Annotated in this window: 21 protein-coding genes; 7 read left to right on the top strand and 14 right to left on the bottom strand. The window is 62.4% G+C overall.

Features of this window, described 5'->3' with window-relative positions; genetic code table 11:
* Position 1: 1 nt before the first annotated feature.
* The 5 genes from VE26_RS11945 to VE26_RS11925 form a co-directional block, all read right to left on the bottom strand.
* Entirely contained in the window at positions 2-730 is a 729-nt protein-coding gene (locus VE26_RS11945) for an outer membrane protein (RefSeq protein ID WP_046105494.1), read from the bottom strand.
* Between the two features lie 171 nt (positions 731-901).
* Positions 902-2,245, bottom strand: coding sequence for a phosphoglucosamine mutase (gene glmM, locus VE26_RS11940; RefSeq protein WP_046105493.1), 1,344 nt, complete (start codon positions 2,243-2,245; stop codon positions 902-904).
* 121 nt (positions 2,246-2,366) lie between these two features.
* The gene (ftsH, locus tag VE26_RS11935) at positions 2,367-4,298 is read right to left on the bottom strand and encodes an ATP-dependent zinc metalloprotease FtsH (RefSeq protein WP_046105492.1); all 1,932 of its coding nucleotides are present in this window, start codon (positions 4,296-4,298) and stop codon (positions 2,367-2,369) included.
* A gap of 231 nt (positions 4,299-4,529) precedes the next feature.
* Complete coding sequence (gene rpoH, locus VE26_RS11930; protein WP_046105491.1) at positions 4,530-5,396, bottom strand: RNA polymerase sigma factor RpoH; 867 nt, start codon at positions 5,394-5,396, stop codon at positions 4,530-4,532.
* A gap of 250 nt (positions 5,397-5,646) precedes the next feature.
* Positions 5,647-6,678 (bottom strand): RluA family pseudouridine synthase, encoded by a 1,032-nt coding sequence (locus tag VE26_RS11925; protein ID WP_046105490.1) that lies wholly within the window; start codon positions 6,676-6,678, stop codon positions 5,647-5,649.
* Here VE26_RS11925 and VE26_RS11920 point away from each other — a divergent pair.
* Complete coding sequence (locus VE26_RS11920) at positions 6,677-7,024, top strand: DUF6476 family protein (RefSeq protein ID WP_046105489.1); 348 nt, start codon at positions 6,677-6,679, stop codon at positions 7,022-7,024. The two genes, VE26_RS11925 and VE26_RS11920, sit on opposite strands and share 2 nt — an antisense overlap.
* A gap of 110 nt (positions 7,025-7,134) precedes the next feature.
* On the opposite strand, the gene VE26_RS11915 is transcribed toward VE26_RS11920, so the two are convergent.
* Together VE26_RS11915 and VE26_RS11910 are read right to left on the bottom strand one after the other, a co-directional pair.
* The gene (locus VE26_RS11915) at positions 7,135-8,286 is read right to left on the bottom strand and encodes a coiled-coil domain-containing protein (protein WP_046105488.1); all 1,152 of its coding nucleotides are present in this window, start codon (positions 8,284-8,286) and stop codon (positions 7,135-7,137) included.
* Between the two features lie 182 nt (positions 8,287-8,468).
* The gene (locus tag VE26_RS11910) at positions 8,469-9,038 is read right to left on the bottom strand and encodes a DUF1134 domain-containing protein (RefSeq protein WP_046105487.1); all 570 of its coding nucleotides are present in this window, start codon (positions 9,036-9,038) and stop codon (positions 8,469-8,471) included.
* A 127-nt stretch (positions 9,039-9,165) separates the two neighbouring features.
* On the opposite strand from VE26_RS11910, the gene VE26_RS11905 reads away from it, so the two are divergent.
* The 3 genes from VE26_RS11905 (at position 9,166) to VE26_RS11895 (ending at position 10,859) form a co-directional block, all read left to right on the top strand.
* Positions 9,166-9,633 carry a YHS domain-containing (seleno)protein gene (locus tag VE26_RS11905; protein WP_052715868.1) on the top strand — a complete coding sequence of 156 codons (468 nt, stop codon included), beginning with the start codon at positions 9,166-9,168 and terminating at the stop codon, positions 9,631-9,633.
* Positions 9,634-9,708: 75 nt separating this feature from the next.
* Positions 9,709-10,410 carry a histidine phosphotransferase ChpT gene (gene chpT, locus VE26_RS11900; RefSeq protein ID WP_046105486.1) on the top strand — a complete coding sequence of 234 codons (702 nt, stop codon included), beginning with the start codon at positions 9,709-9,711 and terminating at the stop codon, positions 10,408-10,410.
* A 77-nt stretch (positions 10,411-10,487) separates the two neighbouring features.
* Positions 10,488-10,859, top strand: a complete 372-nt coding sequence (locus VE26_RS11895) for a response regulator (RefSeq protein WP_046105485.1) — start codon at positions 10,488-10,490, stop codon at positions 10,857-10,859.
* On the opposite strand, the gene VE26_RS11890 is transcribed toward VE26_RS11895, so the two are convergent.
* The 3 genes from VE26_RS11890 to ctrA form a co-directional block, all read right to left on the bottom strand.
* On the bottom strand, positions 10,856-12,148 hold the full coding sequence (locus VE26_RS11890; protein ID WP_046105484.1) for an RNA polymerase sigma factor: 1,293 nt from the start codon (positions 12,146-12,148) through the stop codon (positions 10,856-10,858). The genes VE26_RS11895 and VE26_RS11890 overlap by 4 nt on opposite strands.
* Positions 12,149-12,250: 102 nt before the next feature.
* The gene (locus tag VE26_RS11885; protein ID WP_046105483.1) at positions 12,251-13,465 is read right to left on the bottom strand and encodes a coiled-coil domain-containing protein; all 1,215 of its coding nucleotides are present in this window, start codon (positions 13,463-13,465) and stop codon (positions 12,251-12,253) included.
* A gap of 142 nt (positions 13,466-13,607) precedes the next feature.
* On the bottom strand, positions 13,608-14,315 hold the full coding sequence (gene ctrA / locus VE26_RS11880) for a response regulator transcription factor CtrA (RefSeq protein WP_046105482.1): 708 nt from the start codon (positions 14,313-14,315) through the stop codon (positions 13,608-13,610).
* Between the two features lie 461 nt (positions 14,316-14,776).
* Between ctrA and fliI the strand changes: the two genes are divergently transcribed.
* Both fliI and fliJ read left to right on the top strand, forming a co-directional pair.
* On the top strand, positions 14,777-16,105 hold the full coding sequence (gene fliI, locus VE26_RS11875) for a flagellar protein export ATPase FliI (RefSeq protein ID WP_046105481.1): 1,329 nt from the start codon (positions 14,777-14,779) through the stop codon (positions 16,103-16,105).
* Positions 16,106-16,166: 61 nt separating this feature from the next.
* Complete coding sequence (gene fliJ / locus VE26_RS11870) at positions 16,167-16,580, top strand: flagellar export protein FliJ (RefSeq protein ID WP_046105480.1); 414 nt, start codon at positions 16,167-16,169, stop codon at positions 16,578-16,580.
* Positions 16,581-16,647: 67 nt separating this feature from the next.
* On the opposite strand, the gene VE26_RS11865 is transcribed toward fliJ, so the two are convergent.
* The 3 genes from VE26_RS11865 to VE26_RS11855 form a co-directional block, all read right to left on the bottom strand.
* The gene (locus VE26_RS11865; RefSeq protein ID WP_052715867.1) at positions 16,648-17,340 is read right to left on the bottom strand and encodes a PRC-barrel domain-containing protein; all 693 of its coding nucleotides are present in this window, start codon (positions 17,338-17,340) and stop codon (positions 16,648-16,650) included.
* 162 nt (positions 17,341-17,502) lie between these two features.
* A complete protein-coding gene (locus tag VE26_RS11860) occupies positions 17,503-17,967 on the bottom strand; it encodes a GNAT family N-acetyltransferase (RefSeq protein WP_200897243.1) in 465 nt (154 codons plus the stop codon).
* A gap of 36 nt (positions 17,968-18,003) precedes the next feature.
* The gene (locus tag VE26_RS11855) at positions 18,004-19,095 is read right to left on the bottom strand and encodes a zinc-binding metallopeptidase family protein (protein WP_046105479.1); all 1,092 of its coding nucleotides are present in this window, start codon (positions 19,093-19,095) and stop codon (positions 18,004-18,006) included.
* Positions 19,096-19,217: 122 nt separating this feature from the next.
* On the opposite strand from VE26_RS11855, the gene VE26_RS11850 reads away from it, so the two are divergent.
* Positions 19,218-19,412, top strand: coding sequence for a DUF2934 domain-containing protein (locus VE26_RS11850; protein WP_046105478.1), 195 nt, complete (start codon positions 19,218-19,220; stop codon positions 19,410-19,412).
* Positions 19,413-19,467: 55 nt separating this feature from the next.
* On the opposite strand, the gene flhA is transcribed toward VE26_RS11850, so the two are convergent.
* On the bottom strand, positions 19,468-21,612 hold the full coding sequence (flhA, locus tag VE26_RS11845; RefSeq protein ID WP_046105477.1) for a flagellar biosynthesis protein FlhA: 2,145 nt from the start codon (positions 21,610-21,612) through the stop codon (positions 19,468-19,470).
* Positions 21,613-21,623 lie beyond the last annotated feature (11 nt).

Here is a 21,623-nt window from a genome sequence, read left to right as displayed (position 1 = left end):
ATCAGTTGAAGCGGTAGCGGACGGTGCCGCGCACTTCGTGAACCCAGTTATTGTCCACCGAGTAGGGATAGGCTGCAGTCGTGTTCTCGATGCGGTTGATATAGAGGCCGCGATAGCCGACATCGGCGACGATCTGACCGAAATCATAGCCCAGACCAACCATGCCGGCTGCGGCGAGGCTGGTGTTCTGGGCCTGGACGGTCGCACCCAGCGGATCGGTCACGGTGTGATCGTTGAAGGCCACACCGAGGCCGCCACCGACATAGCCGAAGGCGCCGCCAGCGGCACCATAGCCATCGCCGAACCCGACATCGTAATAGGCGTTGGCGAGGAAGACGCTGGAGCGCAGGGCCAGCTTGTGCACGCCATCGACCAGCGGGCCGGCGGCGCCGTCATCGACAGTGGCGCGCATGCCTTCATTGCGCAGGATATCGGCAGTGACGTCGAAACGCAGGCCCGTGCCGGTTTCGAAGCCGGCGCCGACGCCATAGGAATAGCCGTAGCCGAAGCCATCGATATTGTAGGTCGTGGGCGTCGCCGTCGGGTGATAGACGTTGGGCGCCCACATCAGGTTCAGGCCGGCGCTGCCGCGCAGGTAGAACGAGCCGGTATAGCCATAGTCGACGTCGGGAACTTCGACGATCGGCGGATAGAAAGGCAGGTCGGCTGCCAGGGCCGGTGCGACAAGAGCAGCTCCTGCCGCCAGCACCGCGAGGGTGAGCTTACGCATGTGAAAAGATCCTTTGGTTGCCACGACACCAGTCGATTGCAGCCAATATTGCGTAAACTTCTTAAGGCCCACTTAACCTAAAGCTTTAACCCTATTGTTCCCGATGCCACAGGTATTGACGAAGTATTCGGCCCCGGCGATGGCGTTAATCACTCGCTCATAAATGGCGCATCAGGCAATCTCGCGGATCGCCGTTTCGACCTGGGCCACCACCTTTTCGACCAATTGGGCATCGTCGGCCTCGCCCATGACGCGAATGACCGGCTCGGTGCCGGAGGCGCGCACGACCAGTCGCCCGCCAGCGCCCAGCATGGCCTGTCCGTCGGCAATGGCCTGGATGACCAGCTTGTGCTCGAGCGGCTTGCCGGACTTGAACTTGACGCTGCGCAACAGTTGCGGGACCTTCTCGAACCGGCGGCAGATTTCGGAGACGGCCACGCCCTTCTGCTTGAGCACGCCCAGCAATTGCAGCGCGGCGACAAGCCCGTCGCCAGTAGTGGTGAAATCGGACAGGATGATGTGGCCCGATTGCTCGCCGCCGACATTGAAGCCCTTGGCGCGCATGGTTTCGAGGACGTAGCGGTCGCCCACCTGTGTGCGCTCCAGCGTGAGGCCCAGATTGGTCAGGTGCCGCTCGAGACCCAGATTGGACATGATCGTGGCCACGATCCCGCCGCCCATGAGCATGTCGCGCTCAAGCCAGCTTTCGGCGATCACGGCCATGAACTGGTCGCCATCGACCACGTGCCCCTTTTCATCAACGATGATGACCCGGTCGGCGTCGCCATCGAGCGCGATGCCGATATCGGCGCGCACTTCCTTGACCTTCGCCGCCACCGCTTCCGGCGCCGTCGAGCCGACCTTGTGATTGATGTTGAAGCCATCGGGTTCGGCACCGATGGTGAAGACTTCCGCGCCCAGCTCCCAGAGCGCGATCGGGGCGACCTTGTAGGCGGCGCCATTGGCGCAATCGAGCACGACGCGCAGGCCCGCCAGATCCACGCTGCGGGGCAGGGTGCGCTTGGCATATTCGATGTAGCGGGTGCGGGCTTCCTCGTCGCGGTGAGCGCGACCGATGTCGCGGCCCCGGGCGAGATGGCGGGTCATGTCGCTGTCGATCAGCCGTTCGATCTCGGCTTCGATCTCGTCGCTCAGCTTGTATCCATCGGGACGGAACAGCTTGATGCCATTGTCGTCATAGGGATTATGCGAAGCCGAGATCATCACCCCCAGATCGGCACGCAAGGAGCGGGTCAGCATGGCGACCGCCGGGGTCGGCATCGGTCCGAGCAGGTAGACGTCCATGCCCACTGCGGTGAAACCGGCAGTGAGCGCCTGCTCGATCATGTAGCCCGACCGACGCGTATCCTTGCCGATCACCACGCGGTTGCGGTGATCGCCACGCACGAACTTGGTGCCCGCGGCCATGCCGACCTTGAGCGCCAGCTCGGGCGTGAGCTTGTCACCGTTGGCAAGGCCGCGAATGCCGTCGGTGCCGAAATATCTGCGGGCCATGGCCGGTCTCCCAATTCATTGGTTCGGTAATATCAATACCACTTTGCGCCTGAATAGAGCAGCGCAAGACAAAGAGAAAGGGCCACCTGGTGGTGACCCTTAATGATTGATCCCGATGGGCTCAGCTTTCCGGCTGCGGTTCCATGCCTGGCTCCGGCGGCGAATCCGGCCGCTTCTTGGTCGCCTTGCCAGCAGTCGGCACACCCGTCGCCTTGGGTGCGGCGGGACCATTGTCGTCGGGCCGAACCGGCTGTTTGCCGTCCATGAGGGCGCGCAATTCATCGCCGGTCAGGGTCTCGAACTCGAGCAGGGCCTGGGCAATCGCTTCCCACTGGTCGTGGTAGGTGGTAAGGATTTCGCGGGCGGAGGCTTCGCCATCCTCGATCAGCTTGCGCACTTCCTGGTCGATGATGCGGGCCGTATCGTCGGACATATGCTGCGACTGGGTCACCGAATGGCCGAGGAACACCTCCTGGTCATTGGACTTGTAGCGCACGCGGCCGAGCTTTTCGCTCATGCCCCATTCCATGACCATTGATCGGGCCAGGCTCGTGGCCATCTGAATGTCACCGGAAGCACCCGAGGTCACCTTGGCCGGGCCGAACTTGATGATCTCGGCTTCGCGGCCACCGAACAGCATGGTGAGACGGGCGAGCGCCTTTTCCCGGCTGAACGAATAGCTGTCGGTTTCCGGCAGGGTCATCACCATGCCCAGCGCACGGCCGCGCGGAATGATCGTAGCCTTGTGGATCGGATCGATGCCGGCAACCTTGAGCGCGATGATGGCATGGCCAGCTTCGTGATAAGCGGTCAGCTTCTTTTCGTCGTCGGTCATGGCCATGGTGCGGCGCTCGGCGCCCATCATGATCTTGTCCTTGGCGTCCTCGAATTCCTGGTGGGTGACAAAGCGCTTGTTCTTGCGCGCCGCCATCAGGGCCGCTTCGTTGACGAGGTTCATCAGGTCAGCACCAGAGAAGCCGGGCGTCCCGCGAGCCAGGACCTTGAGGTCGACGTCCGGCGCCAGCGGCACCTTGCGGACATGGACCTTGAGGACCTTTTCGCGGCCCGAGACATCGGGATTGGGCACGACGACCTGGCGGTCGAAACGGCCGGGACGCAGGAGCGCAGGGTCCAGAACGTCGGGGCGGTTGGTGGCGGCGATGAGGATAATGCCCTCATTGGCCTCGAAACCATCCATCTCGACGAGGAGCTGGTTCAGCGTCTGCTCGCGTTCATCATTACCGCCGCCCAGGCCGGCGCCGCGCTGGCGACCGACGGCGTCGATTTCGTCGATGAAGATGATGCAGGGTGCGTTCTTCTTGGCTTGTTCGAACATGTCGCGGACGCGCGAGGCGCCGACACCGACGAACATTTCCACGAAGTCGGAACCGGAAATGGTGAAGAACGGCACATTGGCTTCGCCGGCCACCGAGCGGGCCAGCAGCGTCTTACCGGTACCCGGGGGGCCCACCAGCAGCACGCCGCGCGGGATTTTGCCGCCCAGGCGCTGGAACTTGCCCGGATCGCGCAGGAATTCCACGATTTCCTCGAGGTCCTGCTTGGCTTCGTCGACGCCGGCGACGTCCTCGAAGGTGATCTTGCCCTGGGTTTCGGTCAGAAGCTTGGCGCGCGACTTGCCAAAGCCCATCGCGCCGCCACGGCCGCCGCCCTGCATCTGGCGGATAAAGAAGAACCACACGCCGATGATGACGAGGAAGGGCAGCCAGCTCGAGAGCAGGATCGACCAGAATGGGCTCGATTCCGGGGCGCGTGCCGTGATGCTCACGTCGCGCTCCTCGAGCTTGGTGATCACATCGGCGCCTTGCGGGATGATGGTCTCGAAGCGCGTTCCGTCCTGCAACTGGCCGGACACGACGTCATTGGTGATGGTGACATTGGTCACCCGACCCGCATCGATATCCGAGACGAATTGAGAATAGCTCTTCTCCGCAACGGAGATGGAGCGCGACGAGGACTGAAAGACCTGGAACAGGCCCATCAGCATAAAGAGAATAACCAGCCAGATGGCGAAGTTGCGGAAATTTCCGTTCATCAATCCTGTCCCGGAAGGGGCCGACGAAAAGCGCGTCGACAATGGGCCGAATGTAAGACCCCCAATAGGGCGTTACAAGGGCAAGACCTCGTCTGTTCGGGCGTCGTCGTCCAGTCATATTGTCGCTACGGGGTTAATACGCCGTCACGACCCGATTGGATGCATGCAGGTCCTGCGCAAATCAAAACGCCCCGGCAGCGGGCCGGGGCGTTCCAAACTCATCGCGCTGGTTCAGGCTCCGGCCGCTTCACGGACGGCGTCCTGCACCTTTTCGAAGGCGCGCACCTCGATCTGGCGGATGCGTTCGCGGCTGACATCGTATTGCTGAGCCAGTTCCTCGAGCGTCGAGGGATTGTCCTGCAGGCGACGGGCCTGGAAAATGGCGCGCTCGCGTTCGTTGAGCACGTCCATCGCCGTGTTGAGCATGCCCATGCGCTCGGAGAATTCTTCGCTTTCGCCCAGGCTCGTTTCCTGGTCGGGCGTATCGTCCACCAGCCAGTCCTGCCATTCGGAGGAGCCTTCGTCCGCCCGCATGGGCGAATTGAGCGAGGCATCGCCGGACAGGCGCGAATTCATCTGCACCACTTCGTCTTCGGTCACCTTGAGGGTGGTGGCGATCTGCTTGATCTGGTCGGGATGCAAAGCCCCGTCCTCGAGAGCGGCGATCTGGCCCTTGACCTTGCGCAGATTGAAGAAAAGCCGCTTCTGGGCAGCAGTCGTGCCAATCTTGACCAGGCTCCAGGAGCGCAGGACATATTCCTGGATCGCGGCGCGGATCCACCACATCGCATAAGTCGCCAGGCGGAAGCCTTTTTCGGGCTCGAAACGCTTGACCGCGTGCATCAAGCCCACATTGCCTTCCGAAATCACCTCGGAAATCGGCAGGCCGTAGCCGCGATAGCCCATGGCGATCTTGGCGACGAGGCGCAGGTGGCTGGTGATCAGCTTCTGGGCAGCGCCGGGATCGGCGTGCTCCTTGTAGCGCTTGGCCAGCATATATTCCTCATCCGGTTCCAGCATGGGGAACTTGCGGATTTCCTGAAGATAGCGGCTGAGGCCCCCTTCGGACGAGAGGACCGGCAAATTGGACTGGGCCATGGACGCACCCCCTTTCGTTATCCCCCGCATTGCGCGGGCGGATCACCTGACGACATCCCTGAGGCAAGCCGACAGATATCCAACATATAGGTAGCACTTGGGCAATTTTAAGAGGTCGGAACCGAACTAAACGTTACAAATTGGATAGGGTTCCCGCCTCATCCTCGTGCTTTCATCGGTATACTACGATGGAAAGTCCGAATGGTTCATACACGTCGGCGTGAGGCCTTCTGAGAGTGTAGCGGCTCCATCAGGGTGGCGCATTGGCCTTGTCGTAATCGCCCAGGGCGTCTTCAAGCTCCTGGAGATCGTCGGGCAGGTTGGCCTCGAACAGCATTTCCTCGCCCGTAGCGGGATGCTCGAAGCCCAGCTCGGCCGCATGGAGCGCCTGCCGGCCGAGATTTGCAACGATCTGCGCCAGCGGTTCGGGCAGGCGATTGACCTTGGTGGCAAAGCCCGGGGCATAGAGCAGGTCCGACACCAGCGGATGACCGATATGGGCCATGTGCACGCGGATCTGGTGGGTGCGGCCGGTTTCGAGCTGGCACTGGATGCGCGTGATGTCCCAGCCGTCCCCGCCGAAGCGCGCTTCGACATTGTAGTGGGTAATGGCCTCGCGGCCGCTCTTGAGCACGGCCTGCTTGAGCCTGTTGCCCGGATCGCGGCCAAGCGGGGCGTCGACCGTGCCCATTCCCGATTGGGTACTGCCCCAGGCATAGGCGATATAGGCGCGGTGCAGTGGGCCGGTGCGCCCGTGATCGGCAAATTGCTCGGAGAGGTGCTTGTGCGCCCGCTCGGTCTTTGCCGCCACCATCACGCCCGACGTATCCTTGTCCAGTCGGTGCACGATGCCCGGGCGCTTGACCCCGCCAATGCCCTTGAGACTTGCACCGCAATGGTGGATCAGCGCGTTGACCAGCGTGCCGGAAGGCGAGCCGGGGGCGGGATGAACCACCATGCCGACCGGCTTGTTGATGACGATCAGGTGCTCGTCCTCGTAGAGGATATCGAGCGGGATGTCCTCGGGCTGCGGGTCGGGATCTTCGGGGGGCGGGGCAAGAAGAACAATTGTCTCACCTGGCTTGACCCGGTAATTGGGTTCCGCGATCGGCTTTGCGTCGACGCTGACGGCGCCGGTGAGGATCAGGTCCTTGATCCGGCTGCGGCTCAGCACATCGTGGGCCTTGGCCAGCACGGCGTCGAGCCGTCCGCCAGCCAGGCTCTCGTCGATCACTATTTCAATGGGTTCGCCCTCAAACTCCAAATCGGTATTTTCCGCCATGAGCAATCCTGATCAGAACAAGCCCCAGGCCGACGCCACCGAGTGGACGCCGGAAGCAAGGGCCGCATTGGGAAAAGCCCGCCGGTCATTCGCGTTTTCGATGGGCATTATGGTGCTCGGCTTTATGGCCGTTGGCTTTGCGCTTGTCTATCGGGTGACGCGCGACAGTCCGCCGCCTGCCGTCGCGGACGCGGTCAGCATCCCGGCAGGTGCTGAAATCATTTCGGCCCTGACCGATGATGGTACGGTCCAGGTCACCTATCGCTTGGGCGGGGACGTGACGCTCTCCATATTCGATGCCGGAACCGGGGCGCTGACACGCAGCCTGCGCATCACCGCCGAATGACCGGCCTCGGCTGATCGTGGTCCGTGGTTGCGTTCCGTTGATGCACGAGGCATCCGCGGCTCTTCAGCAATTGCCCGGACTGTGCAGGAGACGACGCCACCCGGATTGGACTAGCGGTCCTGGATTTCCCGCAGGGCCGCCAGCCGGTCGGAGACCGTGCCGCGCTGGCTTTGGCTTGGCGTCGGCAAGATATCCTGGCTTTCACCATCATCGGCGAAGCGCTGCACGCGGTCGAAGAGGCTTTCTTCCGGAAAGGCATTGGCAATGGGCTGGGTGTCCACGGCATAAACCAGCCGGCTGACGCTGGCGGCGATGTCGTTGAGCTTTTCGCGCAGGTGGGCCTCTTCGAAGCGCTCGGTCTCCCAATCGGCCATGATCGCGGCCTCGACATTGCCGACCTTGGCCCGCAGCGTTTCGAGTTCGTCTTCCATCGAGAGCTTGTCGGCCAGCAATTGTTCGGCCCGGTCCTCGCTGCGCGCAATGGTCACGCTGGTCTCGGCCAGCAGCGCATTGAGACGGTTTTCGGCACTGGCAATACGGGCTTCGGCGGCCACCAGCTCGTCCTTGCCGGATTGGCGCTCGCTCTCCTGTCCTTCGAGCGCTGCGCGCATATGGGCAATGGCGTCATTGGTTTCACCGCTGCGCCGGTCGGCTTTTTCCAGCCGTTCGATCAGGCTGCGCGCCTGGTCTTCCAGAAAGTCCGCACGCTTGCGCTCAAAGGCGAGGGCGCTGGACAGATGCTCGATCTGTTCGGCCGCTTCGCTCCCCGCTGCGTCAGTGCCGGCGCTGCTGCGCAGGGACGATCGCAGGCTTTCCAGCTCGCCGGCCCGTGTTTCCAGCTCGCGGTCGCGCATGCGCAGCCGCTGTGCCAGGTCCGTGCCTTCCTTCTCAAGGTCCAGCACCCGCGCGCGCAATTGGGCTTCGCGTTCTTCGAGCTCGCGCACGATCTCAAGATGCTTGTCGCGCTCGGCCTTGAGGGTGCCCAGGTCCGCCCGTTTCTGGTTAACGTCGCTCAGCTGCTCGGCCAGCCGCTTGCGCAGGGCCTCGACATTCATTTCCAACCGACGGGTCGAAAGGGCGAATTCGGCGCGCAACTGGTCCTTGTCGGCGCGGAACTCGGCCATGGTGATGGGTGTCGCGGCCTCGATGCGGCGCTTGGTGAGGCGCACGGCGCGCTTCCAGACGGCCGGCATGATGACGAGCGCAACCAGCCCTGCCACGAGCAGGCCCAGTGCGAAATACATGATGTTCTCGATCAGCATCGAACATCTCTCCGGCAGCGTCGTGCAGCCACCCGTGCAGTCGTTGTGGTTCTATCTGGCAGCAAAGCGGGGTGCTGACCATCTTTGGCACTCGTTAACCCTAACGGGTTTGGGACGTCCCGTCACGACAAAGCCGGGGAGGGTGTCCCCGGCTTGGTCAAGATTTGATCGGGAACCGGAGGTCAGAAGGGGTTCCAGGTGGGCTGGTTGGTGAAGTTGAGATAGCCCACATTGATGCCCAGCCGCGCGCCGACGCCCGAGCGGATCGGCACCACGACGACATTGCCGCGCTTGGTGACCGTCATCCCGAAACCACCCAGCACATAGGCAGAGCCATCCACGCCCGGGTAGCGGCCCAGGATTTCCTGAATGCTCGAGAGATTGTAGACCAGCATCATGGTCTTGGAGCCATCGCCACCGATATCGAAGCCGATAGAGGGGCCTTGCCAATAGATCGAGAACTGGCCGGCATTGCGGGTATAAAGCGTGCCCTCGCCATATTTGGCGCCGACGATCAGGGCTCCGCCGGCTTCCTCGCCCAGGATATAGCCATTGGGCAGGCCGAACTGGCTGACGGCGCGTTCGACCACCGATGCCAGGCCCTGCGCGGCAGAACCGAAAAACTGCTGGCCGCTTTCGACCAGCTCATCGCCCGAAAAGGTGTCGCTCAACGAGCCCTGGGCCAAAGCCGGGCCAGCCGGGGCCAGCAGCGACACGAGCAGGGCTGTCATCAGGGCAAGGCGCTTGAACATCGTTGGGGTCTCCCTGAAGCGCGGAAATTTACGAAGACCTTAAGGTCTCCTGCGTCAAAATTAGGACGCGGGTGATGCGCCGCTCATTGGGCAGATGATGAAGCAAATCTCTAAACAAATCTTAACCATGATGGCCCTTGTTCTGCCGCTTTTCGGGCTCCTTCCGGCCATGGTTCAGCAGAGCGCCGCGCAGACGCTGGCAACCTACATCATGACCGATCCGCTGACCGGCCTCGCCATCGGCGGCATGGACCCGGTTTCCTATTTCACCGAGGAGGCTCCGTTGCCCGGGCGACCGGGGCTCGAGACCGAATGGATGGGCGCGTCATGGTTGTTCGCCAATGCCGCCAATCGCGACATCTTCAGGGCCAATCCGGAGATTTATGCCCCTCAATATGGTGGCCATGGCGCCATGAGCATGGCGCGAGGCTTCGTCTCCGATGCCGATCCGATGATCTATACCGTGTTCAAGCAGCGGCTCTTCCTGTTCTATTCGGCGTCAAACCGGCAGGCCTTCCTGCTCTCGCCGGATGCGGCGGCCTTGCAGGGCGCTGAACATTGGCAGGTTCTGTCCAAAAGCCTGTCGATCAGGTAGTGCACCCCGAAAAGCCGCTTTAATGTCGGCCTATTGATTCTCGCCGCTCGCGGCACCTCGACGGAGAAATGCATCATGGCCGATATCATCGAGCTCAAGGCAACCGATCTGGCCGCCATGCTCTGCTCCAGGGTCTGTCACGACCTGATCAACCCGATCGGGGCCATCGGCAATGGTCTGGAAGTGCTGTCCGATCCGGGCCAGGGCGAGATGGCCGAGGGCGCCCGTGACCTGATCGCGAGCGCCGCCAAGCAGAGCCGGGCCAAGCTCGAATTCGCCCGCCTTGCCTATGGCGCGTCCTCGACCGCCGGCACCGATATCGACACACGCGAATGCGAGCGGGTTGCCCGCATCCTGTTCGAAATCGAGAAGGCCGACCTTGAATGGGATGCGCCGCTGATCCTGCTGCCCAAGCACAAGGCCAAGCTGTTCATGAACATGCTGCTGATCGCCGCCGGTTCGGTGCCGCGCGGTGGTCAGGTCAAGGCATCCATCAGCGGCCCGGCGGGTGAGGAAAAGTTCGAGTTCACCTCGAAAAGCGATCCGGACAAGCGCCAGAAGACGCTGGTGCCGTCCGGTTCGGCCGGCCTGCTTTCGGGCATTCCCGAGGAAGGATATGTCGATGCGCGCGGCATCCAGCCATTCTATACTGGCCTTCTGGCCCGCATGACCGATATGGACATCAATATTGGCATCGAGAACGACGTCTTCTTCTTCACCGCCGTGCCCAAGGCCAAGTCGGATGAAGTCAAAGTCGAGGCGGACGCGGCGCAATAGCGCAATTGCGCTAACCATTCGCCAATCATTGTTGCGCATAGTCGCAAGGCGTCCCTGTCTGTTCCGGATCCTTGTCTATGCGCACCTGCCTGATCGTCGATGATTCCAGTGTCGTGCGCAAAGTGGCGCGCCGGATCCTCGAAGATCTGGACTATGACGTCGACGAAGCCGAAGACGGGCAGGAAGCCATCGACAAGTGCCGTGAGCAGATGCCCGATGCCATCCTGCTCGACTGGAACATGCCCATCTTGAGCGGGCTGGAATTTCTCAAGCTGCTGCGCACCTATGTCGGGGGCGAAAAGCCCCGCGTCATCTATTGCACGGTCGAGAACGACATCGGTGCCATTGCCATGGCCCTTAAGGCCGGTGCCGACGATTACATGATGAAGCCCTTCGATCGGTCCGTGCTCGAAGCCAAGTTCGAGCATCCCGAAAGCACTGCTGCCTAGCCCGTTTCTTCCGCGGCGCGCGCCAGAAGGAACGCCTTTTCCCGCGCGTTGCGCGTCAGTTCCGCAGCTTTACCGAACTCCCGATTGGCCTCCTCGTGCCGGCCCAGGCGGCGCAGCAGATCTCCGCGCACGCCATAGAGCAGGTGGTAATTGGCCAGGACGGGGGTCTCGCTCAGCGCATCCACCAGCAGGAGCGCCGCGGCCGGGCCCTGCGACATCGAAATGGCGACGGCGCGATTGAGCTCGATGACGGGGGAGGGCGTCATCTGGTTGAGAAGGGCGTAGAGCGCGGCGATCTGGCCCCAATCAGTGTCTTCGGCCCGACTTGCCCGCGCATGGCAGGCGGCAATCGCGGCCTGGACGGTATAGGGGCCACTCTGTCCCTCCACTGTCTGCGCCCGCGTCAAGGCACGAAGCCCGTCGGCAATGAGGTCAGCGTTCCAGCGGCTGCGATCCTGTTCGGGCAGCAATACCGGCTCTCCGGCAGCGTTCACCCGCGCGGCCGCGCGCGAATGCTGCAATTGCATCAGCGCCAAAAGGCCATGCACTTCCGCCTCCTCGGGCATCAGTTTAGCCAGGATCAGCCCCATGCGAAGCGCCTCGTCGCAGAGCTGCGGCCGCATCCAGTCGGCGCCGGTGGTGGCGGAATATCCTTCGTTGAAAATAAGATAAAGCACGCCCAGTACCGAGGCGACTCGGTCCTTGCGCTCTGTGCCGCTCGGTACTTCGAAGGGCAGGCCAGCATCGGCAATGGTGCGTTTGGCCCGCACGATGCGCTGGCCGATGGTGGTGTCATTGGCCAGGAAGGCGCGGGCGATCTCTTCGGTGGTCAGCCCCCCGATCAGGCGCAAGGTGAGGGCGACGCGGCTTTCGGGCGGCAGCACGGGATGGCATGAGGTGAAGATGAGGCGCAAGACGTCGTCGCCGACATCGTCATCCAGCTGGTCGAGCAGCCTGGTTTCGGTGTCAGCCACATCGTCCTCCAGGCTGCGCCCGACTTCCTCGAGCTTGCCCGTCGCCATCTTGCGATGCCGAAAATAGTCGATTGCCTTGCGCTTGCCGGCCTGCATCAGCCACGCGCCCGGATTGCGTGGCACCCCGGTCTGCGGCCAGCTCTTCAAAGCAGCCAGCAGGGCCTCCTGCGCCAGCTCTTCGGCCAGGGAAATATCGCGAACGATGCGGGTCAGGCCGGCGACGACCCGGGCATGCTCGGAGCGCCAGACGGCATTGATGGCGCGGTCGGTTTCCGCACGATGGGCGGCCAGGGGCTCTTGGGCAGGGTCGGTCATCGGCACAGAGCATCGTTTTGCAACGTGATCGTCAAGGGGAGCGCTAGGGCGCACCTCTCCGACGTATAACCGGCCGGCGTTTCGACAGCGGCCGGTTGATGCCTATTGCGCAGTGTTGGGCTCTTGCGCGTCCTCTTCGATCAGCGGCTCGAAGGTCAGGCCGGACAAGAGGCATCCTTCTGCTTCCCCGATGATCAAGGCTTCCCCCTCGCGCTCGAGCGGGCAGGACATCGGAAAACTGGCAGTGCCCAGCCGCCCGGTGGCCTCGCTGAGAACAAGCTCGCCGTCCAAGAGTGTATAGCGGCCCTCGACGCTGCGGTTGAAGCGGTCGCTAAGCGTGAAGGTGTCATCTGCCGCGAGGGTCAATTCCATGCCATTGCCCTGGCCTTCGGCCGAGACAACGTAACTCTGCGGTTCGGTGGCGGCCTCGGGCTCTGGTTCGGTGGCTGCGGCCGGAGCCGTCGCGGGCACGGCCTGGGCGATATGGGCTTCCACCTCTTCGAGTTCGCTCGAGCGCTGTGCCAGCGTGCGGGTCAATTCCTCAACCTGCGGCTGAAGGATGGCCAGCTGTTCCTCATAGCCGGCTACGTCACGTTCGAGGCCGGTTCGGCGGGTCTCGAGGTCGCTCACCTGGGTCTGGAGTGCCTGGGCCTGGGCCCCGGCTTCCTCCGACTGGGCAGCAATCGTGGCCAATTGTTCCTGGGCGGCGGTGAGCTCTGTGCGGCTTTGCTGCAGCTGGCTCTGGGTGTCGGCCAGGGAGGTGGTGGCCAAGGCCGCTTCTTCGGTCAGCTGGGCAATGGCCTGGGTATTGGCCTGCTCCTGTCGCCGGGCTTCTTCGAGGCGTGCGCCCACATCCTGCAATTGCCGGTTCGAGCTCTGGATTTCCGCCTGCAGGGCCGCCTGGCGGCTGGCCAGCTCCTCCGTCTGCTCCTTGGCATCGCCGACCTGCTGCAGGAGAGCGTCGGCCTCCTGGCGATTGGCGTCGAGGTTCTGGCTCACGGACGCCAGTTCAGCTTGCCGCGCTTCGAGTTCGGTATTGACCTCTGCCAAGGCGATGTCCGCTTGGCTGCGCTGCTCTTCGGCCGATGTCAGGGCCAGGCTGACATCTTCGAGGCTTCCCTGGGCCGCCTCGCGTTCTTCGAGGACGCGATTGGCTGCGTCGCGCTGGTCTGTGACTTGCGCCATTTCAGTGCGCAGGCGATCAGCCTCGCCATTTGAATTGATCCACATGGCAATGAAGGCCAGCCAGCCGGCTGCGGCGAGCACGAGCAAGGCCATAGCAAGCGGCTCGCGCAGGCGTTTGGATAGGTCTGCCATATTGGTCCCCCTGAAATGTCTCCACTGGCTCCAACGTTGCGCCACGCTCAGGGTTCCGGCAAGACGGGTTTCGGAGTGCAAAGACGAAAAACCCCGCGCTTTGGGCGCGGGGTTTTGATTTCAGCAGGATAAGAATTAAGGGTCAGGCGACGTTTTCGCTGTAGCCTTCGTTCTCGTCCGGCTCGCGCAGCACATAGCCGCGTCCCCAGACGGTTTCGATGTAATTCTTGCCGCCGGTGGCAACCGAGAGCTTCTTGCGCAGCTTGCAGATGAAGACGTCGATGATCTTGAGCTCGGGCTCGTCCATGCCGCCATAGAGATGGTTGAGGAACATCTCCTTGGTCAGGGTCGTGCCCTTGCGCAGCGAAAGCAGCTCCAGCATCTGATATTCCTTGCCGGTCAGATGCACGCGCTGGCTTTGAACCTCGACGGTCTTGGTGTCGAGATTGACCATCAGGTCACCGGTCGAGATGACCGACTGGGCATGGCCCTTGGAGCGGCGGACGATGGCGTGGATGCGGGCCACGAGCTCGTCTTTGTGGAACGGCTTGGTCATGTAGTCGTCGGCGCCGAAGCCGAGACCACGAACCTTGTCTTCGATACCGGCCAGACCCGACAGGATCAGGATCGGCGTCTGCACCTTGGCGACGCGAAGGGTCCGCAGGACCTCATAGCCGCTCATGTCGGGCAGGTTCAGATCGAGTAGAATGATGTCGTAATCGTAGAGTTTTCCAAGATCGACGCCTTCCTCACCGAGATCGGTGGTGTAGACGTTGAAACTTTCGGACTTCAGCATCAGTTCGATGCTCTGCGCCGTGGCGCTGTCGTCCTCAATAAGGAGTACCCGCATTATATTCCCCTTGTCATTCGTTCCTGCTGGAACACGCGGGAGGCAAGGCCAAATTGCCCGTCCCGCTCCAACCCTACTGGATATGACTGAAGCCTAAGCCCAACTAGTTAACAAAGTTTAATTCTGATCCGCAATACGCAAAGCGCGGTAAGGTGAATTTATATTAACTCTTTGAAAATTAAAGATAAATCACCCAAAAAAATCTTAAGGTAAAACATTAAGAAGGCGTTCCAAGCGACTCTTGGGACTCAAGCAATTGAGGCATTTGGGGGGTGTTTGGCCACAATGGTGGCCCGGGGCGGATTCCGCCGATCCTTCATGCCAATAAAGCTTTTCGGTTAACGATCGGTTACATTCTGATTCGTGACGGGGCGCCAGCGATCGATGGCGGAAACCATAATTGTGATCGGTTTTGCCCCAGGCGTTAACGACCAGCGCGAACCGGGCGGATTCATAATCGCATGAAGGCACTGATTTCGGCCATCGATGCCATCGAAGACGTGGAGGTGTTCGGGCGGGTGAAATCCGTGCAGGGCCTGCTGATCGAGGTCGTCGGCCCGGTGCGGGAATTGCGCGTGGGTGGCCGCGTCGTCATCGAGGCCAGTGGCGGCGAGCACCTGGACGCCGAGATCATCGGTTTTCGCGACGGTCATGCCCTGTGTCTTCCCTTTGGCGAATTGCGCGGCATCCGGCTGGGCTGCAAGGCGGTGTTCCGTCGACATGACGGCTCGGTCAATCCATCCGATGGCTGGCTGGGCCGCGTGGTCAATGCCAATGGCGAGCCCATCGACGGCAGGGGACCACTGAGGCGCGGGGCCGTCTCCTATCCCCTGCGCCAGTCCCCGCTTGCCGCGCATGACCGTACGCGCGTGGGCGAGCCGATCGAATTGGGGGTACGGTGCCTTAACACCTTTACGACCATGTGCGAGGGACAGCGCATGGGCATCTTTGCCGGCTCGGGTGTGGGCAAGTCGGTGCTGATGTCGATGCTGGCCCGCAATACCGATGTCGACGTGTCGGTGATCGGCCTGATCGGTGAACGCGGCCGGGAAGTGCACGAATTCATCCAGGAATATCTCGGCGAAGAAGGGCTCAAGCGCGCCGTCGTGGTCGTGGCCACATCCGACGAGGCCGCGCTGATGCGGCGACAGGCCTGCTATATCTCCATGGCGCTCAGCGAATATTTCCGCGACCAGGGCAAGCGCGTCCTGTGCATGATGGATTCTCTCACCCGGTTTGCCATGGCCCAGCGCGAGATCGGCCTTGCCATCGGCGAACCGCCGACGGCCAAGGGATATCCACCCACCGTCTTCACAGAATTGCCACGATTATTGGAACGGGCCGGTCCTGGTAAACCGAATTCGGGCTCCATTACCGGACTATTTACCGTTTTGGTGGAAGGTGATGATCACAATGAGCCCATTGCGGATGCCGTGCGCGGCATTCTTGACGGGCACATCGTGATGGAGCGCGGCATTGCCGAGCGGGGACGTTACCCGGCTGTCAATGTGCTCCGGTCCATCTCGCGGACCATGCCAGGTTGCGTGCCGGAAGACGTCCGGCCGACCCTGTCTCGGGCGCGGGAACTCATGTCCATCTTCTCGGACATGGAGGAACTGATCCGGCTGGGGGCTTACCGGAAAGGGTCAGATCCGAATGTGGACCGCGCGATCGCCATCAACCCGCGGCTGGAGGCCTTCCTGGGCCAGCGGCGGGATGAAACGACTACGATACTGGACGGCTATGACCAGCTGGCCCAGATCGTCGCCGAGGCGGATGCGGGGGCCTAGCGGGGCGGAGCCGAGTTGTGGACCGTTCCGGAGCTGACTTGATGTGTAAGGAGTACAGGTCTTGAAATCGCGCAGCGAGAGCCTCATCAGGCTCAAGAAGTTCCAGGTGGACGAGAAGCGCCGTCAGGTCGCCCAGATCGAGATGATGATCGCCGATTTCGAGCGCATGGCGTCCGAACTCGACCAGCAGATCGAGATCGAGCACACCAAGACCGGCATTTCCGATGTGGCGCACTTCGCCTATTCCACCTTTGCCAAAGCCGCCCTTACACGGCGCGACAATCTTCTGGCATCGGCCAACGACATGAAGTCCAAGCTTGAGGTGGCCCAGGATGCGCTGGCCGAGGCGCTCGAGGACCTCAAGAAGGTCGAGCTTCTCGATCAGCGTGAACATCAGCGCGAGCGCGACGAGCAGAACAAGGTCGAGCAGGCCGAGTTCGACGAAGTGGCGCGGCTGCGCTTCCGACGCCAATAATCCTGCGCTCTGAACACGAAAAAGGCCCGCCGAAGCGGGCCTTTTCCATTTCAGCCTTGTCTGCCGACTACTGCGGCACGGCCGGAGCGGCAGGATCAGCCGGGGCCATGGCCGGATCGGCCGGAGCCATTGCGGGGTCCATAGCCGGGGCGTTCGGATCTTCCCAGACGAATTCCGGAGCGGCTTCAAGAGCCTCAGCGGTCGTGGGCAGGACCCAGCGCCAGGTGTTGTCGGCAGCCATGGTGTATTCAAGCGACATGTAGTCGACGGCAACGTTCTTTTCGCCGATGCCGAGGAAGCCACCCACGCCGATCACGACGGCATTGATATCACCGCTCGAGGTAATCACGAGGTCGTTGACGGTACCGATTTCCTCGGCGTCATCGGCAGCGCTGGAATAGACCGGGGCGCCGAGCAGCTCGTTGACGATGATATCGTCAGCGCCGATCGTATAGCCATTGGCCCAATCCCAGGTGGTTGCGCCGGACATGGCGCTGTCAGCGGCAGGAGCCGTCGTGGTGGCGGGGGCCATTGCGTCTGCCGGAGCGGCAGGATCAGCCGGAGCCATCGAGTCGGCGGGAGCCATCGAGTCAGCGGGGGCCATCGAGTCGGCCGGAGCCATCGAATCGGCCGGAGCCATGGTGTCGGTCTGGGTGGTGGTGTCAGCCGGAGCTGCGGGATCGGTCGTCGTGGTCTGGGCGAACGCGCCAGTGCTCAGGACGAGGGCCACGGCCGAGGTGGTCAGAAGGGTGCGGATCATTGTATGCTCCTAAGGTTCATCGTTGCGGTGAACAGGGCCGTGCGGTGCAAAACTTTGCCGGTGCTGTACCGTGCGGCCCATTTATGGCTGCTCAACGCCTCGACTCGCCGAGCCGTTCCGAAGCTTTTTTCTTTCCTTTGGGGGAACCCTGATGCGCAGGGCTCAATCGACGAGCACAGCGCTGTGCTTGTCGTAGTCGCGCATGGCCCGGTGCGGCATGCCGCCATCGATGATTTCCGGACCGAAGGCAACAAAGCCCAGGCTCTCGTAGAAACCGAGCTTGTCCGATTGCGCGGTGAGATAGAAGCGGTCACGCCCGGCCTTGCGGGCATGGTCCATCGCCGTGTCGATCATCGAACGGGCAATGCCGCGGCCGCGATAGGCCATGCGTACCGCGACCCGGCCGATCTTGACATGCTCGTCGAGAGTGATCAGCCGCAGCGTCCCAACCACTTCCCCGTCGGCGAGCGCGACGAAGTGCGTGGCGCTCAGGTCATAGGCGTCGTGCTCTTCTTCCTGGGGAACCTTTTGTTCCCAGACGAAGACTTCGCGCCGCAGGGCAAAGGCGGCGTTGCAGAGGGTGGAGAAGGCGGGAACGGATAGAATGGTGATGGTCGACATGCCCATATTCTAGCGGCTGGCGTCAGGGGCGACAATCTCGGCCTATATTCTCTCCAGCGCAGAAAGATGCTGCAGCGAGGGCGCCTGGTGAATGAGGCCGTTGATGAATCCCAGCTTTTCGATCACCGGCGGCGTCAGGATGAAGGGATAGGCATCGGGCTGGCCCACGGCGCGATTGAGATTGTTGATCAGTCCCGCCAGGGGGATCCATTGATCGACGATGGCGCCCATGTCGGGGGCCATATAGGGGTCGAAGGTGATCGCGGGCACGACGAGCTTGTCGTCCCTTGTGCTGGGACGCGCCCGCAGGCCGAAGGAGGCTGCCATTTCCACCGTATCGGTGATGTGCAGGTAATGGGCGAAGCTTTCGGCAAAGTCTTCCCAGGGGTGGGCGGTGGCATAGGCGCTGATATGGTTCTGCTCCCAGCCCAGAGGCGCGCCATTGGCGTAATAGGTGCCCAGGGCAGCGCCATAATCTTCCCGCTCGTCGCCGAACAGCGTGCGGAACTGCTCCAGCGCCGGCGTGCCATCGACCAGCAGGTCCCAGTAATGGTGTCCGATTTCGTGGCGGAAATGGCCCAGCAGCGTACGGTAGGGCTCGCCCATACCGACGCGGCGGCGTTCCCGTTCGGCGTCGTCGGCCTCGGCCAGCGCAATGGTGATGATGCCGTTGTCATGCCCGGTCATTACCCGCTCGAAGGCAGTCTGGTCGTCGGCGAGAAAGCGGAAGGCCAGGCCATGCAATCCGTCCTCGTTGCGCGTGTGCAGCGGCAATCCCAGCCGCAGCAGCGAATAGAACAGGCGCTTCTTGGCACGCTCGATGGCCTGCCATTGCAAGAGGTGCAGAGGGTCGCCGATGGGAGGAATGGTTTCATTGTGCCGACAGGCCACGCAATAGACGTCGCCGCCGGGCTGGGCGGGCACGAGCCAGTTACAGGCGCCATGGGTCGCATTGGCGCAATAGACATAGGCCTCGCCCTCAAGGGCGGGACTGGTCCAGACACCGTTCTCCGCATTGAGTGACACCAGAGCATTATGCTCGGCGGCATAGCCAAGGGCATGGCCGCAATTTTCGCAGAGGGCGTTTTCGAAATAGACGCTGTTGCCGCAATGATCGCAGGCGAAGAGTTTCATGCTGCTGTCTCCCGGCCCTCGGGGGCCCGACGTGGCCAGATAATGCCGCGCCTCACATCCGCGTTCCGTCAGCAACCGCAAAGCTTCTGCTCCGTTACTGCATGGTGATGAGGAGGAGTGCCATGCACAATATCGACGAGCAGAAAATTCGCGACCGCGCTTTCCAGCTCTGGGATGCGGCCGGCCAGCCCGAGGGCCGCGAGGAGGAATTCTGGTACGCGGCCGAACTGGAACTGGCCGAACAGGGCGAAGCCGATGTGTCCGAGGATCGCAGCGAGATCAGGAAGCCGCCGCTGGTGCCGGGCGGCATAGCCTGAGAACTGGCGGTCGAGTTATCCGGGGAGCGTCCATTGGGTCGCTCCCCTTTTTCGTCTAGACGCTGCCCACGGTTTTGAGGCGAATGCGCGGGTGCACTTCGTTCTGGCTCATGATCACGGTCTGCGGCCGGAACCGCTCGATGATGGAGCGCACCTGCGGACGGATCGAGGGCGAGGTGATCAAGACCGGGATTTCCCCCATCTGCGCGGCCTTTTCGTAGCCGGTCTGCACGGCGCCGATGAATTGCTGCAGCTTGCTCGGCGCCATGGCCAGGTGCCTGTCCTCGCCCGCGCCCACCATGGCCTCGGCAAAGTCGCGTTCCCATTGCGGGGACAGCGTCAGCAACGGCAAATTGCCATCGGGTCCCAGATTGGCGGCGCAGATCTGCCGCGACAGCCGCGAGCGCACGTGCTCGGTGATGGTCTGCACCGAGCGGCCATTGCCGGCAATCTCGGCGACGGCCTCCAGGATCGAGGACAGGTCGCGGATGGAAATGCGTTCGGTCAGCAGCGATTGTAGCACGCGCTGCAGGCCCGATACCGTGATCATGCTCGGCACGATGTCTTCCACCAGTTTCTGCTGGTCCTTGGGCAGGCCGGACAGCAGGCTCTGCACATTGGCGTAGCTCAGAAGGTCGGCGACATTGGCCTTGAGGATTTCGGTCAGGTGCGTCGAGATCACCGTTGAGGGATCGATGATCGAAAGGCCCCGCAATTCGGCCTCGTCGCGCAAGGCCGGCTCGATCCAGGTCGCCGGCAGTCCGAAGGTCGGCTCGGTGGTATGGGTACCCGGCAGGTCGATCTGGTTGCCATAGGGGTCCATGACCATGAGCTGGTTGGCATAGATCTGGCCGGCGCCCGATTCCACTTCCTTGATGCGCACCTTGTAGTCATTGGGCTCGAGCTGCATGTTGTCGAGAATGCGCACCGGCGGCATCACGAAGCCCAGTTCCAGGGCGAGCTGGCGGCGCAGGGCCTTGATCTGCTCGGTCAGCCGGTCGGTGCCGTTCTCGTCTTCCTTGACCAGGCTGAGCAGGCCATAGCCCAGTTCAAGCTTCAGATCGTCGATCTTGAGGGCGTCGGTGATCGGCGGTTCGCTGGGCTGGGCAGGCGCGCCCGGTGTGCCCATGGGACCGGCTGCAGCCTTGGCGAGAACTTCGGCGGCTTCGGTCTCGTCGCGCACCTGCTTGGACTTGCCGGCGCGGTAGGCGGCATAGCCAACGCCGCCGGCCAGGGCCAGGAACGGCAGCATGGGCATGCCGGGCAGGAAGGCCAGGGCGCCCATGACGGCCGAGGACATGCCCAGGGCACGCGGATAGCCGGCAAATTGCTTGGTCAGTGCCTTGTCGGCGGCGCCGGTCACGCCGGACTTCGACACCAGGATACCCGCTGCGGTCGAAACGATCAGTGCCGGAATCTGGCTGACGAGGCCGTCACCGATGGTGAGCAGGGTATAGACGCTGCTGGCCTCCTGAAAGCTCAGGCCTTCCTGCAGCATGCCGATCAACATGCCTGCGGCAATGTTGATGAAGGTGATGATGAGGCCGGCAATGGCGTCGCCGCGCACGAATTTTGACGCACCGTCCATGTTACCGAAAAAGGCGCTTTCGCCCTCGAGTTCGGCCCGGCGCTTCTTGGCGGTGTCCTCGTCGATCAGGCCCGCGCTGAGGTCGGCGTCGATGGCCATCTGCTTGCCGGGCATGGCGTCGAGGCTGAAGCGGGCGGCCACTTCGGCGATACGACCCGAACCCTTGGTGATGACGATGAAGTTCACGATCATCAGGATGAGGAAGATCACCGTCCCGATGACGAAATTGCCGCGGGTGACGAAATTGCCGAAGGCCTCGATGACATGGCCCGCGGCCGCGGTGCCGTTGTGACCCTCGGCCAGAATGAGGCGCGTCGTGGCCAGGCTCAGGCCCAGCCGCAGCATGGTGGCGATCAGCAGCACCGTGGGAAAGGCGGAAAATTCCAGCGGCTTCTGGATGAACAGCGCCGTCATCATGATCATGACCGAAAAGACGATCGAGATCGCCAGGAGCATGTCCACCAGGAGCGGCGGCATCGGCACGATCAGGATGACGATCAGGCCCATCACGCCTGCGGCCAGGGCAATGTCGCCCGAGCGCAGGGTGTTGAGGACCGTTGCGACGCTGGGCGGCTCGAAGCCCGAGGGGCGGCTGGATGGGATGTCGGTCATCTCGGTACTGG

Origin of the sequence: Devosia chinhatensis (assembly GCF_000969445.1) — a bacterium.
Taxonomy (GTDB): domain Bacteria; phylum Pseudomonadota; class Alphaproteobacteria; order Rhizobiales; family Devosiaceae; genus Devosia; species Devosia chinhatensis.
This window is presented reverse-complemented; position numbering and strand designations above follow the sequence as displayed.